The sequence below is a fragment of the Streptomyces qaidamensis genome (genome assembly GCF_001611795.1).
In the GTDB taxonomy this organism is placed as follows: Bacteria; Actinomycetota; Actinomycetes; order Streptomycetales; family Streptomycetaceae; genus Streptomyces; species Streptomyces qaidamensis.
Genome location: NZ_CP015098.1, coordinates 4,691,170 through 4,709,608, shown reverse-complemented (window position 1 = coordinate 4,709,608; position 18,439 = coordinate 4,691,170). Strand labels below are relative to the sequence as shown.

The window sequence follows — 18,439 nt, the reverse complement described above, 5'->3', positions numbered from 1 at the left end:
TCTCTCCTTGGATGCCCTTGGTGTCAGCGTGACGGTAGGGGCACATATGCGCGAGAGCCGGGCGCCCTGGTGAACAACGGGTGAACCCCCGGCCGCTGTACGGGGGTTGCGGCGATTCAGCCCGGCGACACCTGCCCCGGCCGGATGTCTCCTTGACAGGGTGGACCTGGCACAACAGACCCTGCCCAAGATCACACAGGAGGGCCGCTAACCTTACGTGTCCGTCCTGGCCAGGGATTGACGGCTTCAACTCACGCGAAGGGTTGCGCGCACATGGGCATTCTCACTCGGTTGCGGAACGCGTTCGGTCGGTCCCGCAAGTCACGGACCGCCGAGGCGGAGGGTGCGGCGCGGACGACGACCGCCGGTGAGACCAGCGGGACCGAGGCGCAGACCGCCGACGCAACGCTCGCACCTGCCGACCGGACCCCGGCAGCGACCCCCTCCTCGGACCCGAAGGTCCCGTCCCCCTCCCCGGAACCGAACCCCACGCCGAAGGCCGGCGTCCCCGAGCCCCGCACGTCGTCCTCCGACTCCGACGAACACGATCTGGTGTCGGCGGCCTTCGACAACGTGGCGGTCCCGAGGCCGACGCGATCGGCGGAGGGGGAACAGGCGAGTGCTGAGGGACGGGGGTCCGCGCAGGAGCCGGCCGAGAAGGCGGGGCCGGGCGCCACGGAGGAGACGGCGGGTGCCGTGAGGCCGACGGCTGTCGAGAAGCCCGGAGCCTCGCAGGATCCGGCCGAGACGGAGTCGGGCGCTACGGAGGAGACGACGGAGGCGGAGGCGGAGGCCGGGACCGAAGCCAAGGCCAAAGCCGAAGCCAAGGCCGAAGCGGCTTCGACGGAGCCGACGCCGGTGGAGGAGCCGACGCCGGTGGAGGAGACGGTGGAGGCGGAGACGTCCTCCCCGGCCGCTACGACGACGGAGGAGCCGGAGTCGACGACCTCGGAGAAGCCCGAGGACAACCCGGCGGACGAGGCTCAGCCGAAGCCCGCGGCGACGACGGACACGAAGGCAGCAGCCGAGGCCGGCGCACAGCCTGACGCGGACAAGACGGAAGCGGACGCGAAGGCTGCGGCCAAGGCCGACGCACCTGCGGAAGCGGACACGAAGCCGGAGGCCGAGCCCGAGCCGGAGGCAGCGGAACCGGCAGCGGCAGAGGCCCCTGCCCCGGCGACGGCGACGGACTCGAAGCCGGCAGCCGAGGCGACGCCCGAACCGAAGCCCGAGGCCCAGGCCCCGCTCGCGCCCGAGACGACGGCCGCAGCCGAGCCCAAGGCCGACGCAAAGCCGCAGGCCGAGCCCGAGGCGAAGCGAAAGACCACGCCGAAGGCCGGGGCCAAGGCGGAGACACAGCCCGAGACGGCCCCTGAGGCCGAGGCCGCCGCGGCACCCGCCGAAGAGGCGCCCGCCGAGGCGAAGCCGAAGGCTGAAGCCGGGACCGGGACCGGGACCCAGACCAAGGCCGAAACCGAGACCGTGACCGAGGCCGAGCCGAAGGCCAAGGCCAAGGCCACACAGGCAGCCGAGCCGAAGGCCGAGGCCGCTCAGGAGGCCAAGGCCGAGCCCAAGGCCGAGCCCAAGACCACACGGAAGACCAAGGCCAAGCCGAAGGCCGAGGCCGAAGCCGCACCCGAGCCCGCGGCCGCCGACGGCGCCCCGGCCCCTCAGGGGCCACCCGCACCCGGCGACGAAAGCAGCACGGGTGGTGCGGGTGGGAACAACAAGACGGCCGAAGGCGAAGCCGAGGCCGAGGCCGACGACCCCGCCCTCCCCCTCACCCGCGTAAAGACCCTCGCCCCCGGCCTCACCACCGCCTACAAGGCCGCCACAACCACCCTCGACCGAAACAACCTCACCGGCACCCGCGCCAAGGTCTACCTCGTCCTCGACCGCTCCGCCTCCATGCGTCCGTACTACAAGGACGGCTCCGCCCAGGCCCTCGCCGAGCAGACCCTCGCCCTCGCGGCCCACCTCGACCCCGAGGCAACCGTCCCGGTCGTGTTCTTCTCCACCGAACTCGACGGCACCGGCGAGATCACCCTCACCGACCACGAGAACAAGATCGACGACCTGCACGCGAGCCTCGGCCGCATGGGCCGCACCAGCTACCACGCGGCGGTGGAAGCGGTCCTCGCCCAGCACGACAGGACGGAAGCCGCCGGCACTCCCGCCCTGGTGGTCTTCCAGACCGACGGCGCCCCGGACGCGAAGACTCCCGCCACCCAGGCCCTCACCGACGCCGCCAAGACCCACCCGGCCGTCTTCTTCTCCTTCGTCGCCTTCGGAGATCCGGAGAACAAGGCCTTCGACTACCTCCGCAAGCTCAAGACCCCGAACACGTCCCACTTCCTCGCCGGCGAAACCCCCCGCGAGCTCACGGACAAGGAGCTCTACGAGGGCGTACTGGCGAACTGGCGCCCGTAGCCACCCACTGCTCACCACGCCGCCCGCTTCCCACCCCGTAAAAGGGGAGGCGGGCGGCGTGCCCGTGTCGGCTACGATTTCAAGGTTCGTAGACGACCGAGACCACGAGATCGTCACCCCGTGTAGCGACTTGGGAGCAGCCCGCGATGGCTCGACACCTCATCACCAGCGCCCTTCCGTACATCAACGGGATCAAGCACCTGGGCAACATGGTGGGGTCCATGCTCCCGGCCGATGTCTACTCCCGGTACCTCCGCCAGCGGGGCCACGAGGTCCTCTACATCTGCGCGACGGACGAGCACGGCACCCCCGCGGAACTCGCCGCCAAGGAGCAGGGCGTACCCGTGGACGCGTTCTGCACGGAGGCGCACCACCAGCAGAAGGCGATCTACGACGGCTTCAGCCTGGCCTTCGACTACTTCGGCCGCAGCTCCTCCCCGCAGAACCACGAGATCACGCAGGAGATCGCCCGCGAGCTGAAGGCGAACGGCTTCATCGAGGAGCGCGCGATCCGCCAGGTGTACTCGAACGCCGACGGCCGCTTCCTGCCCGACCGCTACATCATCGGCACCTGTCCGCACTGCGGCTACGACAAGGCCCGCGGCGACCAGTGCGAGAACTGCACGCGCGTCCTGGACCCGACGGACCTGATCGACGCCCGCTCCGCGATCAGCGGCAGCAGCGACCTGGAAATCCGCGAGACCAAGCACCTGTTCCTCCTCCAGTCGGCGCTGGCCGGCGAGGTGGAGGCGTGGGTCGACGAGCGCGCCGACAACTGGCCCGTGCTCGCCTCCTCCATCGCCCGCAAGTGGCTCACGGAGGGCCTGCACGACCGGGCGATCACCCGCGACCTGGACTGGGGTGTGCCCGTTCCCGCCGACACCTGGCCGGACCTCGCCGCCGAGGGCAAGGTCTTCTACGTCTGGTTCGACGCCCCGATCGAGTACATCGGCGCGACGAAGGAGTGGGCGGACCAGGACCCGGCCAACCGCGACTGGCGCTCCTGGTGGTGGAAGTCGGACGCGAACGTCCACTACACGCAGTTCATGGGCAAGGACAACGTCCCCTTCCACAGCGTGATGTTCCCGGCGACCCTGCTGGGCACCCGCGCCCCGTGGAAGAAGGTCGACGTCATCAAGGCCTTCAACTGGCTGAACTACTACGGCGGCAAGTTCTCCACGTCCCAGCGCCGGGGCGTCTTCACGCACGACGCCCTCGACATCCTGCCGGCCGACTACTGGCGCTACTTCATGATGGCGAACGCCCCGGAGTCGGACGACTCGTCCTTCACCTGGGAGCACTTCACCGCCACGGTGAACAAGGACCTGGCCGACACCCTCGGCAACTTCGTCAACCGCGTCCTGTCGTTCTCCAGGAAGCGCTTCGGCGAAGAGGTCCCGGCCGGCGCCGAGCCCGGCGAGGCGGAGGCGAAGCTGGGCGAGGAGATCGCCCGTCTGCTCGCGGAGTACGAGTCCCAGATGGAGGCCATCCAGTTCCGCAAGGCGGCGGCCGCGCTGCGCGCCCTGTGGTCGGCGGGCAACTCCTACCTGGAGGAGAAGGCCCCCTGGCTGGAGATCAAGACCAACCCCGAGGGCGCCGCGCTCACCCTGCGGACGGCGATGAACCTGATCCACCTCTACGCCGTGGTCTCCGAGCCGTTCATCCCGACGTCGGCGAAGAAGATGCGCGAGGCGTTCTCCCTGAAGGACGACACCGCGCTCTGGGTCACCGCGGACGAGGCCCGGTCCCTCACCGCCGTCCCGGCCGGCACGCCCTTCACGATCCCCCCGGTCCTGTTCGCCAAGCTCACGGACGAGGACCTGGAGTCGTACAAGGAGCGCTTCGGCGGCGAACCGGCCGCGTAACGGGCGTAACGCGCTCGCTACAGCACGGGGCCCGGGAGAACGAGAACCTTCTCCCGGGCCCCGCGTTTTGCGAGGATCCCCTCAGGACGGCCACGAAGGCCGCTCCGACTCGTCCAGGGGGAACACATGGCACTCTTCGGCAACGCACACACGGTGAACCCGCAGTCGGCCCAGCAGGACTACGCCCGTCTCCTCGGCCACGGTGAGCAGGTCCACGCCGCGTTCCTGCTGATCCGCGACACGATCCTCTTCACCGACCGCCGCCTGATCCTGATCGACAAGCAGGGCATCACCGGCAAGAAGGTCGAGTACCACTCGGTCCCGTACCGCAGCATCACCCACTTCGCGGTGGAGACGGCCGGCACCTTCGACCTCGACGCCGAACTGAAGATCTGGATCTCCGGCACCCCGACCCCCATCGAGAAGACCTTCACCAAGGGTGTCGACATCTACGAGGTCCAGGCGATCCTGACCCAGTTCGTGGCGCGCTGACCATGACGACGGAAGGGGGCCGCGGTGAGTGAGTGCTTCGACCTGGGCGGCGAGACCCTGTGGAACCCCTCCAACGCGGCTTCCCGCCTGTTCCGACGGCAGGTGTCGGTCTTCGAGGAGGAGCTGGAACTCTCATCGGGTATTGGCCCGATGGAGAACGACGAGTGCCAGATCGACCTGGGCACCTTCGAAACCTTCGTCAACGCCCTGCTGGCGGCCCACCGAAGAACGAGCCATGCCATCGTTCTGGCCCTCTCCGACGGCTTCACCGCCACCATGCTGGTCCTCGCGGAGCGCGCCGGCATCGAGGTGCACTGGGCACAACTCGGCGCCGTCCCGGACGGCCCACTCGAAGACGTGCAGGTCTCAGCCCTTACAGGGATGTCCGCCCCGGCGGACGGTGGGGCCTGGGCCGCAGGACTGCGCGAGAAGGCACGGGAGCTGGGCCGGCGAATGCCCCGCTGACCGGCTCAGCCCCACCAGTGCACCACCGTGACCCCGGCACCTCGAAGAGGGGCTCCGGGGCCCTCGTGGAGGGATGCCGGACCGTGTCCCATGGACACCCCCTGCTCAACAGCACCACTGTGCAGAATCCGCCGGCCGGACCACTGGATTGGTTCGTCCACACCATCATCCGACCAGGCACGTCATGACCCGGCGAACGGCTGAGGCGACGAGGTGGCTTCTAAGAGTCCAGCAACGCCGCAAGACGGATAGCGGTCTGCTCACCCGCCCGCTGCCTGATCAAACCCTCTTTGGCGGCAGCACGAAGCCTGACCTGCGAGTCGGAGGCCCCGCCCTTCGTCACCAGTGCGGTGACCACGACAGGGTTCATACCGCCGACACCACCACCGGCTACGACACGGATCATCCGTTGCTCAGTACGGGGTTCGGACAGAAGGTGGACCCTTCGCCCTGCTCGCCCGAGCACATGGGCAACGCGCTCGACGGTGTCTTCGAACGGCAAGGCGACATCCAGGTCGATCTCGTGCACGTTCTTCCTCATGAGCTTGGCCACGAAGCGAGTCAAGCCACCCCAACCCCCGGCAACGGAAGCCAGAGCAGCAAGCTCATCGGCCAGAAGCTCATCCTCACGCTCGTCCACACGCCCCCGTTCTCGGTCACCTTCTCCACTGGCCGTCGAACACACAAGGAGAACGTTTTTGCCGCTCCCGAAAGAGTGAACGCACCTCGTTCACCCGATGCGCCCGCCTCCGGTGGATCTAGCTTGCGCACATGGTCACATCAACCCATGAGACCTCGCACCGGATCTTCCAGGACCATCCGGAGGTTCTCACTCCCGTCTTCCAGGCGCTGGGCCTGCCACCGCCGGTGAAGGCAACCATCGAGGCCCTGACGCCCGACGCCACCGAGGTCAAGCCGCTGGAGCGCCGGGTGGACACGGTGCTCAGGGTCGAGCCGTCCGAAGGCGACGGCTTCCTCATCGCCGTCGAGGCCCAGACCGATCGGGCCCCGGGCAAGGAGGTCAGTTGGGCCTATTACGTGGCGCATCTGCACGCCAAGTACGGCATGCCCGTGCTGCTCGTCGCTGTCTGCAAGAACCGGCGAACCGCGTCCTGGGCGGCGGGGCCCTTCGAGTGCCGCGTCCGGACCTGGACGACGCAGATGACCCGTCCCTTCGTGCTGGGCCCCGACAATGTTCCGGAAATCACCGACGAGTCCGTCGTAGCCCGGCACCCGGCGCTGGCCACCTTCTCGGCCATCGTCCATAGCGAAAGCGCGAACGCCGCCGCCATACTGGAATTGCTGGCCCACGGGATGCGGTCGTTCGACAAGGCCACAGCGAAGTACTGGTGCGAGTGGCTCGAAGTCGGACTGGAGAACACTCCGGTCCGGGAGACATGGAGAGAGCTGGAGAAGATGGTCGCCACATACTTCCCGGGCAGGGGAACCCTCTTCGAGGAGACGTACCTGGAGGGTAAAGCCGAAGGCATCGTCGAGGGCAAGGTCGAGTCCATCCTGAGCGTGCTGGAGAAGCGGGGGATCGGCCTGTCCCAAGACATCCGCGACCGCATCACCTCCTGCACCGACCTCGACACCCTCACCCTCTGGTTCGACCGCTCCCTGACGGCCACCACCGCCGAGGACCTGTTCGTCGAGGAGTGACCGGCACCATCCGAAGGCCCGGGGCCCGCCCCATCCAAGGAGCGGGCCCAAGGCCTGGGTCGGGCCGGCTCAGGTCAGCGCGCCTCCCCCGCGACCGGCTCCCCCGCCACCGTCACCGCACCGCCGGGCCCAGTCCGCTCCCCCTTGTTGGTGTGCCGTACGAACGCCACGCCCAGCACCGCCAGAACCGACGCCGCCGACAGCGTGTACAGGCCCCCGTTCGTGCTCCCCGTCGTGTCCTCCAGGTAGCCGAAGAGCGTGGGGGAGACGAACCCGCCCAGATTTCCCAGGGAGTTGACCAGCGCCAGACCAGGTGCCGCGATCTTCAGGTCGAGGCCCGACTGGGCCATCGGCCAGAACAGGGTGGCCGCGCACTTGCCGCCGACCGCGGCCAGGGTCAGGGCGGCCAGGCCGAACCAGGGGGAGCCGAGCGTGGCCAGGAACGTGCCGGTGGCGGACAGGACCAGGGCGATCGCCAGGTAGGGGCGGCGGTCCGGGGCCCGGTCCGTGAAGTGGCTCATCGTGTACATCGCGATCACCGCACAGATCCAGGGGATCGCCGACAGCAGGCCGATCTGGAACGGCGACAGCCCGCCGATCTCCTCCACCAGGCTCGGCAGCCAGAACGTGATCGCGTAGCCGGTGAGCGCCATCGCGAAGAAGACCGCGGTCAGGACCGCCACCTGGGGGTGGAGGATCAGCTTCATACGGGACACCGACGGCGCCCGGTCCCGCGCCTGCTTGTCCCGCGCCACCGCCTCGCTCAGCGCGTCCTTCTCCTCCGGCGTGAGCCACTTCGCGTCCTGGATGCGGGAGACCAGGAAGAACCCGGCGATGAAACCGACCAGGATGGAGAAGGCGCCCTCCAGGGCGAACATCCAGCGCCAGCCGGCGATGCCACCCGCGCCGTGCAGCTCCAGCAGCGCGCCCGTGATCGGGCCCGTCACGATGTACGCCGTCGCCGAGCCGCCCAGGAAGATCGCGCTTGCCCGGCCGCGGCTGGAGTCCGGCAGCCACTGGGTGAAGTACAGCAGCACGCCGGGGAAGAAACCGGCCTCCGCGACACCGAGCAGGAACCGCAGCCCGTAGAACATCCACACGTTGTGGATGAAGCACATCGCCACGATCACCGCACCCCAGGTGATCATGATGCGGGTCAGCCAGACCCGGGCGCCGAACCGCTCCAGCCACATGTTGCTCGGGACTTCGAACAGCGCGTAGCCGATGAAGAACAGGCCCGCGCCGAGCCCGTAGGCCGTGGCGCTGACTCCGACGTCGGCCCGCAGTTCGTCCTGGACGAAGCCCACGTTCGTCCGGTCCATCTGGTTGACCAGCAGCATCAGGACCAGGATCGGCAGCATGCGGCGCAGGAACTTGCTTACCGCACGCTGCTCGGCCTCCGGTATCGCGGCTTCTGACATCGTTGTCTCCCTTTGATGTGCACATACGTGAACAGCAATCACGTACGCGTTCTCGAAGGGACCTTATGGAGGCACAAGTTCCGGGTCAACGGGTTGAGCAGAAGTCCATGCATGTGAACATGAGGCGGACGGTCGGGTTCTTCCCGCACACGTCCGCCTCACATGTCCGCGTCAGCCCCCGCCCGTGCCTGTCCTGCGTCGCCTCGGGACCGGCGCCCATGGCGAGCATCGCGACGACGCCCGCCCTCGCAGCCCGCGTCGGTCCAGCGTCCCGGCCGTCTTCGCTCCGGCGGCCGGCGTCTCCTCGCCGGCGAACGCGCCCGCCGCGAACGTACCGCCGACACCCGCCGCCACCACCGCACCGGTGCCCGCGACGATGACCTTGCGGCGTGTCAGATCCCGTTGGTGCTGAGGTCCTTGGGCCTTCTCGTGTCCCGTCATGGAAAGGGAAGCCAGGGAGCGCGACTGTCAGGAGCCCGGGTGCGAGCTGGGTAAGCGCCCTGGACGCGAGAATGGCCCGGAACCGGCGACGGTTCCGGGCCACTCACGGGAGATCGCCTACTTCGGCTGCGGCTTGCGCACCGACAAGTGCAGCTCCTTCAGCCGCGCTTCCTCCAGCTCCGTCGGCGCGCCCATCATCAGGTCCTGGGCGTTGCCGTTGAGCGGGAAGGCGATGGTCTCGCGGATGTTGGGCTCGTCGGCGAGCAGCATGACGATGCGGTCGACGCCCGGGGCGATGCCGCCGTGCGGCGGGGCGCCGAAGCGGAAGGCGCGCAGCATGCCGGCGAACTTCTCCTCGACGGTCTCGCGGTCGTACCCGGCGATCTCGAAGGCCTTGAGCATGATCTCCGGCTCGTGGTTCCGGATCGCGCCGGAGGACAGCTCGACGCCGTTGCAGACGATGTCGTACTGCCAGCCGAGGATGTCCAGCGGGTCCTGGGTCTCCAGGGCCTCCAGGCCGCCCTGCGGCATGGAGAACGGGTTGTGCGAGAAGTCGATCGCGCCGGTCTCCTCGTCCTTCTCGTACATCGGGAAGTCGACGATCCAGCAGAACCGGAAGACGCCCTCCTCGAAGTGCCCGGCACGCTTGGCGGCCTCGACCCGCACCGCGCCCATGATCTTCGAGACCTCGTCGAACTCGCCCGCGCCGAAGAAGACCGCGTGGCCGGCCGCCAGCGACAGGCGCTTGGTCAGCTCGGCGACGTTCTCCTCGGTGAGGAACTTCGCGATCGGGCCGGTCAGGGAGCCGTCCTCGGCGACACGGACCCAGGCCAGGCCCTTGGCGCCCTGCGAGACGGCGTAGTCGCCGAGCTGGTCGAAGAACTTGCGGGGCTGGCCGGAGACGTCCGGCACCGGCAGGGCACGGACGTGCTTGCCGGCGAACGCCTTGAACTCCGAGCCCTCGAAGATGTCGGTGATGTCGACGAGTTCGAGCTGGGCGCGCAGGTCGGGCTTGTCGGAGCCGTACTTCAGCATCGCCTCGCGGAACGGGATCCGCGGGAACGGCGAGGTGACGTGGCGGCCGCCGCCGAACTCCTCGAACAGCTCCGTCATGAGCTTCTCGACGGGCTGGAAGACGTCCTCCTGCTCGACGAAGCTCATCTCGATGTCGAGCTGGTAGAACTCGCCCGGCGAGCGGTCGGCGCGCGCGTCCTCGTCACGGAAGCAGGGCGCGATCTGGAAGTAGCGGTCGAAGCCGGAGATCATCAGCAGCTGCTTGAACTGCTGGGGCGCCTGGGGCAGGGCGTAGAACTTGCCCGGGTTCAGGCGGGAGGGGACGACGAAGTCGCGGGCGCCCTCGGGGGAGGTCGCGGACAGGATCGGCGTCGCCATCTCGTTGAAGCCCAGGGCCGTCATCTTGTGGCGGATCGCCGAGATGACCGAGGTGCGCAACAGGATGTTCTTGTGCATGCGCTCGCGGCGCAGGTCCAGGAAGCGGTACTCCAGGCGCCGCTCCTCGTTCACCCCGTCCTCGGTGTTGATCGTGAACGGCAGCGGGGCGGCCGCGCCCAGCAGCTCGACCTCGCCGACCTCGACCTCGACCTCACCGGTGGGCAGCTCGGGGTTGATGTTCTCGGTGCCCCGGGAGACGACCTTGCCGTCGACGCGGACCGTCGACTCCTTGGACAGCTTGTCGAGGGCCTCGTAGGCCGGCGTGCCGGGACGGGCCACCAGCTGCGTGATGCCGTAGTGATCGCGCAGATCGATGAAGAGGATGCCGCCCAGGTCGCGCCGATTGTGCAGCCAGCCACTCAGCCGGACGTCGCTGCCGACGTCAGAGGAGCGGAGCTCGCCGCAGGTGTGGGACCTGTACCGATGCATCGTCGTTCATCCAGTCTTCGCTGATCGGGGTCTGTGTTTCACGTGAAACGCCTCCCCAGCGTACCGGGCACGCGAAGATCGGCTCTCCTCAGTTATCGATCGAGCACACGGCAGCTGTTGATCGAGCTACGCTCGCGCCGTCGTTCGGGCACATGTCCGCTATCGGTGGCAGCGTTCGAGCGCGTCTTCTTAAAGTAGGGCAATGCGCACTGGCGAGCCTCTGCCCGCCGTGGGGGAGGCTCTCGCCGCCCTCGCGACCGGCCTGTGGCACTGGGACACCGCCACCGGACTGGTCACGGTCGATGCCGAGGCAGCCCGGTTGCTCGGGCTGCCCGCCGAGCAGGTCAGCCTCACGGAGGCCCAGGCCCGGGCCCGGCTGCACCCGGTCGACTGGAACGAGATCACCGGCGTGATCCAACTGGCCGTGGCCGAGGGCACCCTCGCCGAGGTCCGGATCCGGATCATGGACGAGCAGGGCCGGGTCGTCCGGGTCGTCCGCAGCCGCTCCAAGCCGTCCTTCGACCGGGCCCGCAAGGCGTACCGGCTGATCGGCACCCTCCAGGAGGTCACCGAGCCTGCGCCGGGCACCCCGGCCGGGCGCAGCGCGGTCACCGGGGACTGGCGGCGCTCGCGGGAGGCGTTCCTGCTGGACGCGGGCCGGGCCCTGGCCGAGGCGCGCTCCACCCAGGAGGTCCTGCGGGTCACGGCGAACCTGTCGATGCCCGGGTTCTCGCCGGACGGGCTGGCGGTGTTCGGCGTCTCGGGCGACCGCCTGACGATCATCGGCCACCACGGGCAGCAGCGGGGCACCGAGAGCCCCTTCTCGGACATGCCGCTGGACACGGACTACCCGGCCGCCGAGGTGGTGCGGACCGGCCGGGCCGTGTACCTGTCCTCCGCCGAGCACTACAAGGCCCGCTATCCGCTGACCTGGCCGCTCGCCGAGCGCTTCGGCCGCCGTTCCTGGGCGTTCCTGCCGCTGACCGTGGCCGGGCGGACGATGGGCGCGTGGATGGCGGCGTTCACCTACCCGGTCGCGTTCACCCCGGACGAGCGGTCCGTGCTGGCGACGGTGGCACGGATGCTGGCGCAGGCCCTGACCCGGGCGGGCGTGGCCGAGAGCGAGCGGGCCCTGACCGACGGGCTCCAGCGCACGATGCTGCCGAGGCTCGGGCCGCAGCGCATCCCTGGCATGAGCGTCGCGGCCCGCTACGTCCCCACCGGCGGCGGGCTCCAGGTCGGCGGCGACTGGTACGACGTGATCCCGCTGCCCAGCGGGCGGTTCGCGCTGGTCATCGGTGACGTCCAGGGCCATGACGTACGGGCGGCGGGTCTGATGGGCCAGCTCCGCATCGCCCTGCGGGCCTATGCCTCCGAGGGCCACCGCCCCGACGCCGTCCTCTCCCGTGCCTCCCGCTTCCTGCACGGCATCAGCGACGAGGACCCGGCCGACCCGCGCTTCGCGACCTGCGTCTACGTCGAGGTCGACCCGGCGACGGGGGTGCTGGACATCGCCCGTGCCGGACATCCGGACCCGGCGATCCGGATGGCCGACGGCACGGTGCTGACGCGGCCGACATCGGGCGGTCTGCCCCTGGGCATCGACCCGGACGCCGACTACCCCACGACCCGGCTCACGCTGGAACCCGGCGAGACCATGCTGATCTGCACGGACGGCCTGCTGGAGACCGGCGGTCACGACCTGGACAGCGGCTGGCGGCGGCTGCGCGTGATCCTGGAGGACCACAAGGGCGATCTGGAGGAACTCGCCGACACCCTGGTGCAGGCCGTGCACGGGCCGTCCTCGCACCACACCACCGGCCCCCTGGCGGACCGCCGCGAGGACGACATCGCGATGCTGCTGCTGAGCCGGGAGGGCGGCGGCTGCGGCTGCGGCGACGCGATGACCGTACGGCCACCGGCGCGGCGCTCGGTGCTGACCGTCGCGCAGGCCGAGCCCGAGCGGGTCGCGGCCGCCCGGCAGCAGCTGCGCGAGCTGCTGCACGACTGGGCCTCGCCCGACCAGGTCGACTCGGCGGTGCTGCTGCTGTCCGAGATGCTCACGAACGTCCTCGTGCACACCGACTCCGACGCGCTGCTGGTCGCCGAGATGACCGGCGAGGTGGGCGGACGGCGGCTGCGGATCGAGGTCACGGACGGCGGCGACGACCTGCCGCACAAGCGCAGACCCGGAGAGCTGGCGTCCTCCGGCCGCGGCCTGGTCCTGATCGAACTGCTCGCGCACGCCTGGGGGGTGGAGCCACGCGGCGAGGGCAAGAGCATCTGGTTCGAGCTCTACGAGTCCGTGAACGGCTCGGGCGACGGGTCCCGGACCTCGTAGCCGTCGCGACTGCTACGACGACGGCCCGGGCTGCGACGGCTCCTGGTCGCCGTACCGGATGCGCAGCTCCTGCACGGCCCCGAAGGCCGGCCCGAGCAAGGCCGTGCCCAGCAGTGCGAGCAGCACGGGCACCACGGCCGTCCGGAACTCCACGACCAGCCGGACCCCGACGTAGAAGACCCCGGCGGCGAGCAGGAGCAGCGCCCACCGGGCGGCGAGGCGCCGGGCGGGGCCGGAGGAGCGGGGCCTGCTGGGTGTCCTGCACCCCTCCACCCGATCACGCGCCCGGCGGGCCGTCCCGTCAGGGAGGCCCGCCAGGGTGACGGGGCGTCAGCCGCCCCGGTGCCCGCGTCAGTCCTGCGGGCCGCCCGCGGTCATTCCGTGCACCGCCGGCACCGTGCCCAGGCGGCCCTTCTGGAAGTCCTCGAAGGCCTGCATGAGCTCGTCCTTGGTGTTCATGACGAACGGGCCGTAGTGGGCCATGGGCTCGCGGATCGGCTGTCCGCCGAGCAGGACGACCTCCAGGTCGGGGGTGTTGGAGTCCTGCTTCTCGTCGGCGCGGACGGTCAGCGAGGAGCCCGCGCCGAAGACGGCCGTCTGGCCCATGTGGACCGGGCGGCGGCCGGGGCCGACGCTGCCGCGGCCGGCCAGGACGTAGGCCAGCCCGTTGAAGTCCTCGCGCCACGGCAGCGTGAGCTCCGCACCCGGGGCGACGGTCGCGTGGACCATCGTGATCGGGGTGTGGGTGATGCCGGGGCCCGCGTGCCCGTCCAGCTCACCGGCGATGACCCGCAGCAGCGCGCCGCCGTCGGGGGTGGTGAGCAGCTGGACCGAGCCGCCGCGGATGTCCTGGTAGCGCGGGGCCATCATCTTGTCCTTGGCCGGGAGGTTCACCCACAGCTGGAGGCCGTGGAAAAGCCCGCCGGAGACGACGAGGTGCTCGGGTGGGGCCTCGATGTGAAGCAGGCCCGAGCCCGCGGTCATCCACTGGGTGTCGCCGTTGGTGATGGTGCCGCCACCGCCCTGGCTGTCCTGGTGGTCGAAGATGCCGTCGATGATGTAGGTGACGGTCTCGAAGCCGCGGTGCGGGTGCCATGGCGTGCCCTTGGGCTCGCCCGGCGCGTACTCCACCTCGCCCATCTGGTCCATCATGATGAACGGGTCGAGGTGGCGGTAGTTGATCCCCGCGAACGCCCGGCGCACCGGGAAGCCCTCGCCCTCGAAACCGCTCGGAGCGGTCGTGACGGCGAGCACGGGACGTGCCACGGCCTCGGCAGGCGCGGTCACGCGGGGCAGCGTCAACGGGTTCTCGACGGTCACTGCAGGCATGTCGGTTCCTCCTCGTGTACGCCCAGTTTAGTTGAGCGTTGAACTTCTTGCCACCCGGAACGGAGAAAACCGGGAGGACATTCCCGCCCCGGGGGGACGGCGCAGCGAACCACGGGGGACCGGCATGGCGAAAGGCCGTCACCCGCAGCGGGGTGACGGCCCTCGGGCGCCCGGGACAGGTCAGGCGACCAGCTCGCGCTCCTCGCTCTCCACCCGGGCGGGCCCGGACTTGCGGTCCCGCATCACCAGCGCGGCCACCACCGCCGCCGCCAGGACACCGACCGCGCTGATCGTGAAGGTCGTCGACATCGAGTCGGCGAAGGCCTCCCGGGCCGCCCGCACCAGCCCCGCGTCACCGCCGGCCACGGCCAGGGCCCCGCCGATGGACTCCCGGGCCTGCTCGGGGGCGCCGGCCGGCATCGCGTCCGCATAGCCGGAGGTGAGCAGGGAGCCGAGGATCGCGATGCCGAGGGCGGTGCCGGACTGCTGGATGGTGTCGTTGAGGGCCGAGCCGACGCCCGCCTTGTCCTCCGGGATGGTGCCCATCAGCGCGGCCACCGCGGCCGGCATGGCCAGACCCGCCCCCAGCCCCAGGATCCCCAGCGCCACGGCCGGGACCGTGAACCCGCTGTCGACGCCGAGCGTGGTCAGCAGCCCGAAGGAGGCGGCCATCAGCAGCATTCCGCCGAGGATGACGAACCGGTTGCCGATCCGCACGGCGAGCTGCGCCCCGGCCGCGTTGCCGGCCAGCGCGGCCACCGCCAGCGGCAGGAAGGCCAAGCCCGCCTCGACCGCGGACCAGCCGAGGACGAACTGGAGGTACTGGGTCAGTACCAGCAGCAGACCGGCGTTGCCGATCTGGACGAGCGCCAGGGAGAGCGAGCCGCCGCTGAAGTTGCGGTGCTTGAAGAGGGCCAGCGGGACCATCGGCGACGGGGTCACGTTCTGCCAGGTCACGAAGCCGGCCAGGGCGATCACCGCGACGGCCAGGACGAGCAGGGAGCGGCCTTCGAACGCGCCGTGCTGCGGAATCTCGATGATCCACCACACCAGGGCCGTCATGCCCACCGCGGACAGCACCGCGCCCAGCGGGTCCGGCTTCTGCCACGGCGCCTTCGACTCCGGCATCAGCAGGACACCGGCCAGCAGCGCGAGCCCGACGATCGGGACGTTGATCAGGAAGATGGCCTGCCAGGCGAAGTGGTCGATCAGCACCCCGCCGAGGACGGGGCTGCCGACCAGCCCCAGCATCGACACCGAGCCCCACGCGGCCATCGCCCTGGGCCGCTCGTCCTCATCGAAGACGGTGATCAGGATCGACAGCGTCGAGGGCATGATCAGCGCCCCACCGACGCCCATCGCGATCCGCAGCGCGATCAGCTCGCCCGGGGTGGAGCAGAACACCGCCCCCAGTGAGGCCGCCCCGAACAGCAGCAGCCCGATCAGCATCACCCTGCGGCGCCCGAACCGGTCCCCGAGGCTTCCCGAGGTCAGCAGCAGCCCGGCGAAGACCAGGGTGTAGGAGTCGAGGATCCACTGCATGTCCTGGGCGCTCGCGCCGAGGTCCTCGGTCAGCGCGGGCACCGCGACCGTCAGTGCCATGTTGTCCACGACGAGCATCAGCGTGCTCAGGCACAGCACGATCAGGATCCACCAGCGGCGTGGATTGCGAGCGTCCATTTCCGTTCCCCTCCCGCGAACACCGTTCCTTCGATGCGCACACTGTACGCATCGCGGAACAGTGTGCGCAATACTTGAGTTCTGTACGCTGGTTGCGCACACTGTTCGCACGGAGAGGTTTCACCAGGAGGACCCCGATGAGCAGGACGAAGGACAAGAACCCCATCCCGTCCGTCTGGACCCGCGAGCAGCGCCGCACCGACCAGCCCGCGCTCAGCCGGGACGCGATCGTCCGCGAGGCGATCGCCATGCTCGACGCCGAGGGCATCGAGGCGCTCAGTATGCGCAAGCTCGGCGCCCGGCTGAACGCCGGCGCGACCTCGCTGTACCGGCATGTCGCCACGAAGGACGAGCTGATGGAGCTCGCGGTGGACGAGGTCGCCGCCGAGATCCACGTCCCGCCGGCCGACAGCCCCGACTGGCGCGCGGCGGTGACCGAGGCGGCCGGATCCTTCCGCACGACGGCGCTACGGCACCCCTGGCTGACCCTCGTCCTGGGGCAGGCCGGGCTCGCCTACCTGGGGCCGAACTACATGAGCTTCTCGGAGCGGCTGGCGGCCCTGTTCACCGCTGCGGGATTCCCGGAGCCGAGCCGGGCGATCGACGCCGTCTTCTCGTACGTCATCGGCATGAGCACGACCGAGGCCGCATGGCTCACCACGGTGGCGCGCTCCGGCGAGAGCGAGTCGGAGTTCGTCGCCCGGCTGCTGCCCGCCGCCCAGCAGGTCTCGGCCGGCTACGACCACCTGGCGGCCGCCGGGCCCGAGACCTCCGCGCAGGCCTCCGACCCCGCGAAACTGCGCGACGACAAGTTCGCCTACGGCCTCGATGTCGTCCTGGACGGCCTGTCGCTGCGCCTGCCGAAGTGACTACTACCGGGTCTCAGCCGCCGTACATCCGGCGCATCGCGAACTCGACCATCTGCTCCACGGCCTTCGCATCGAACACCATGCGGTGCTCGCCCTCCATGTCGAGGACGAAGCCGTAGCCGGTCGGCAGCAGGTCCAGCACCTCGGCGCCGGTGATCACGAAGTACTTGGACTCCTTGCCCGCGTACCGGCGCAGCTCCTTGAGCGTGCTGAACATCGGGATCACCGGCTGCTGGGTGTTGTGCAGGGCGAGGAAGCCGGGGTTGTCGCCGCGCGGGCAGTAGACCTTCGACGTCGCGAAGACCTGCTGGAAGTCCTCGGCGGCCATCTGCCCGGTGGTGAAGGCGCGCACCGCGTCCGTGAGGGAGGGCGGGGACGGCTCGGGGTACAGCGGCGGCTGCTGTCCGTACCCGCCGGACATCGGCTGCTGCGGAGGGGCGTACTGCCCTTGCGGGCCCGCTGTCTGGTCGTAGCCGTACATGGGCGCAAGCGTACCGAGAGCGACCGGCCGGGCGGTGCGGTACGGCAGCGATGGCGAATCGACAGCGACTCGACAGCGACCTGACAGTCGCCGCTATGGATCGGCACAGCCACGGCTCATAGCGTCGGAGCCATGAACGAACGCCATGACGAGGGCCCGCACGAGCACGACAGAGGCCTCTCCTACGACCTTCCCGTCCTCGCCCGCCGCCGGATGATCCGGCTGATGGCCGGCGCGAGCCTGATCCCGCTGATGGGCTGCACGACAGAGGAGAAGACGCCGACGTCCTCGGCGTCCTCGGCGTCCTCGTCGTCCGCCGCGTGCGCGGAGATCCCCGAGGAGACGGCCGGACCCTTCCCCGGTGACGGCTCCAACGGCGTGAACGTCCTGAAGGAGAGCGGTGTCGTCCGCAGCGACATCACCAAGAGCTTCGGCGACTCCGCGGGCGGCACCGCCGAGGGCGTGCCCCTGACGATCACGCTGACGGTGGTCGACGCCGCCTCCGGCTGCGGCACGCCGAAGAAGGGCGCCGCCGTCTACGTGTGGCACTGCGACCGGGAGGGCGCCTACTCCCTGTACTCCGACGGCGTCACCGAGGAGAACTACCTGCGGGGCGTCCAGGAGACGGACGAGAAGGGCCAGGTCACGTTCACGAGCGTCTTCCCCGGCTGCTACCCGGGCCGCTGGCCGCACGTCCACTTCGAGGTCTACGGCTCTCTGGCCGACGCCACCGCCGCCACGTCGATCACGAACACCTCGCAGCTCGCCTTCCCGAAGGACGTCTGCGACACGGTGTACGCCACGGACGGCTACGACGCCAGCGTGCGGAACCTGAGCAGTCTCTCCCTGGAGGACGACGGCATCTTCAGCGACGGCCACGAGCGGCAGCTGGCGGCGATGAAGGGCAGTGCGGGCGACGGCTACACCGCGACCTTGACCGTTCCGGTGTGACCTGTCACAGATGACCGGATGGGGTTGCGCCTTATTACTGACGGGTAGCATCATCGTAGCTACTTGTTGGTACGTGAACTAGCGCGAGGATCCAGTGCCTCGCCGATCTCTCTACGGAGCCGGGAGCCGTC

15 protein-coding genes are annotated in these 18,439 nt (G+C 69.7%); 8 read left to right on the top strand and 7 right to left on the bottom strand.

Features of this window, described 5'->3' with window-relative positions:
• Positions 1-696 precede the first annotated feature (696 nt).
• The 4 genes from A4E84_RS20910 to A4E84_RS20895 all read left to right on the top strand — a co-directional run bounded on the left by A4E84_RS20910 (position 697) and on the right by A4E84_RS20895 (position 5,252).
• On the top strand, positions 697-2,430 hold the full coding sequence (locus A4E84_RS20910) for a VWA domain-containing protein (RefSeq protein ID WP_470661537.1): 1,734 nt from the start codon (positions 697-699) through the stop codon (positions 2,428-2,430).
• A 146-nt stretch (positions 2,431-2,576) separates the two neighbouring features.
• Entirely contained in the window at positions 2,577-4,295 is a 1,719-nt protein-coding gene (metG, locus tag A4E84_RS20905; RefSeq protein WP_062928049.1) for a methionine--tRNA ligase, read from the top strand.
• A gap of 126 nt (positions 4,296-4,421) precedes the next feature.
• Positions 4,422-4,787, top strand: a complete 366-nt coding sequence (locus A4E84_RS20900) for a PH domain-containing protein (RefSeq protein WP_030846758.1) — start codon at positions 4,422-4,424, stop codon at positions 4,785-4,787.
• A gap of 24 nt (positions 4,788-4,811) precedes the next feature.
• On the top strand, positions 4,812-5,252 hold the full coding sequence (locus A4E84_RS20895; protein ID WP_062928048.1) for a DUF6086 family protein: 441 nt from the start codon (positions 4,812-4,814) through the stop codon (positions 5,250-5,252).
• A 220-nt stretch (positions 5,253-5,472) separates the two neighbouring features.
• Here A4E84_RS20895 and A4E84_RS20890 read toward each other — a convergent pair whose 3' ends face one another.
• Positions 5,473-5,892, bottom strand: coding sequence for a hypothetical protein (locus A4E84_RS20890; protein ID WP_174569446.1), 420 nt, complete (start codon positions 5,890-5,892; stop codon positions 5,473-5,475).
• 131 nt (positions 5,893-6,023) lie between these two features.
• On the opposite strand from A4E84_RS20890, the gene A4E84_RS20885 reads away from it, so the two are divergent.
• Entirely contained in the window at positions 6,024-6,914 is an 891-nt protein-coding gene (locus tag A4E84_RS20885) for an RpnC/YadD family protein (protein WP_062928046.1), read from the top strand.
• Between the two features lie 74 nt (positions 6,915-6,988).
• Here the strand turns inward: A4E84_RS20885 and A4E84_RS20880 are convergent, their stop codons facing one another.
• Positions 6,989-8,335: an MFS transporter gene (locus A4E84_RS20880; protein ID WP_062928045.1), complete on the bottom strand. Its 1,347-nt coding sequence runs from the start codon at positions 8,333-8,335 to the stop codon at positions 6,989-6,991.
• Between the two features lie 558 nt (positions 8,336-8,893).
• A complete protein-coding gene (gene aspS, locus A4E84_RS20875; RefSeq protein WP_062928044.1) occupies positions 8,894-10,657 on the bottom strand; it encodes an aspartate--tRNA ligase in 1,764 nt (587 codons plus the stop codon).
• A gap of 202 nt (positions 10,658-10,859) precedes the next feature.
• Between aspS and A4E84_RS20870 the strand changes: the two genes are divergently transcribed.
• On the top strand, positions 10,860-12,998 hold the full coding sequence (locus A4E84_RS20870) for an ATP-binding SpoIIE family protein phosphatase (protein WP_062928043.1): 2,139 nt from the start codon (positions 10,860-10,862) through the stop codon (positions 12,996-12,998).
• Between the two features lie 12 nt (positions 12,999-13,010).
• Here A4E84_RS20870 and A4E84_RS20865 read toward each other — a convergent pair whose 3' ends face one another.
• From A4E84_RS20865 to A4E84_RS20855, 3 genes are all read right to left on the bottom strand, one after another.
• Positions 13,011-13,271: a hypothetical protein gene (locus A4E84_RS20865; protein WP_062928042.1), complete on the bottom strand. Its 261-nt coding sequence runs from the start codon at positions 13,269-13,271 to the stop codon at positions 13,011-13,013.
• 78 nt (positions 13,272-13,349) lie between these two features.
• Complete coding sequence (locus tag A4E84_RS20860; RefSeq protein WP_062928041.1) at positions 13,350-14,327, bottom strand: pirin family protein; 978 nt, start codon at positions 14,325-14,327, stop codon at positions 13,350-13,352.
• A gap of 180 nt (positions 14,328-14,507) precedes the next feature.
• Entirely contained in the window at positions 14,508-16,007 is a 1,500-nt protein-coding gene (locus tag A4E84_RS20855; RefSeq protein WP_062928040.1) for an MFS transporter, read from the bottom strand.
• A 137-nt stretch (positions 16,008-16,144) separates the two neighbouring features.
• On the opposite strand from A4E84_RS20855, the gene A4E84_RS20850 reads away from it, so the two are divergent.
• Positions 16,145-16,876, top strand: a complete 732-nt coding sequence (locus tag A4E84_RS20850) for a TetR/AcrR family transcriptional regulator C-terminal domain-containing protein (protein WP_062928039.1) — start codon at positions 16,145-16,147, stop codon at positions 16,874-16,876.
• Between the two features lie 13 nt (positions 16,877-16,889).
• Here A4E84_RS20850 and A4E84_RS20845 read toward each other — a convergent pair whose 3' ends face one another.
• The gene (locus tag A4E84_RS20845; protein ID WP_053670262.1) at positions 16,890-17,357 is read right to left on the bottom strand and encodes an SseB family protein; all 468 of its coding nucleotides are present in this window, start codon (positions 17,355-17,357) and stop codon (positions 16,890-16,892) included.
• 132 nt (positions 17,358-17,489) lie between these two features.
• Here A4E84_RS20845 and A4E84_RS20840 point away from each other — a divergent pair, with 132 nt between their 5' ends.
• Positions 17,490-18,308, top strand: a complete 819-nt coding sequence (locus A4E84_RS20840) for an intradiol ring-cleavage dioxygenase (RefSeq protein ID WP_062928038.1) — start codon at positions 17,490-17,492, stop codon at positions 18,306-18,308.
• Positions 18,309-18,439: the final 131 nt, after the last annotated feature.

Bases quoted from the DNA above. Each gene is read 5' to 3' on its own strand.
- A4E84_RS20850 (WP_062928039.1), top strand. From the start codon at position 16,145: ATGAGCAGGACGAAGGACAAGAACCCCATCCCGTCCGTCTGGACCCGC.
- A4E84_RS20880 (WP_062928045.1), bottom strand. From the start codon at position 8,335: ATGTCAGAAGCCGCGATACCGGAGGCCGAGCAGCGTGCGGTAAGCAAG.
- A4E84_RS20855 (WP_062928040.1), bottom strand. From the start codon at position 16,007: ATGGACGCTCGCAATCCACGCCGCTGGTGGATCCTGATCGTGCTGTGC.
- A4E84_RS20840 (WP_062928038.1), top strand. From the start codon at position 17,490: ATGAACGAACGCCATGACGAGGGCCCGCACGAGCACGACAGAGGCCTC.
- A4E84_RS20845 (WP_053670262.1), bottom strand. From the start codon at position 17,357: ATGTACGGCTACGACCAGACAGCGGGCCCGCAAGGGCAGTACGCCCCT.
- A4E84_RS20885 (WP_062928046.1), top strand. From the start codon at position 6,024: ATGGTCACATCAACCCATGAGACCTCGCACCGGATCTTCCAGGACCAT.
- aspS (WP_062928044.1), bottom strand. From the start codon at position 10,657: ATGCATCGGTACAGGTCCCACACCTGCGGCGAGCTCCGCTCCTCTGAC.
- A4E84_RS20860 (WP_062928041.1), bottom strand. From the start codon at position 14,327: ATGCCTGCAGTGACCGTCGAGAACCCGTTGACGCTGCCCCGCGTGACC.
- metG (WP_062928049.1), top strand. From the start codon at position 2,577: ATGGCTCGACACCTCATCACCAGCGCCCTTCCGTACATCAACGGGATC.
- A4E84_RS20900 (WP_030846758.1), top strand. From the start codon at position 4,422: ATGGCACTCTTCGGCAACGCACACACGGTGAACCCGCAGTCGGCCCAG.
- A4E84_RS20870 (WP_062928043.1), top strand. From the start codon at position 10,860: ATGCGCACTGGCGAGCCTCTGCCCGCCGTGGGGGAGGCTCTCGCCGCC.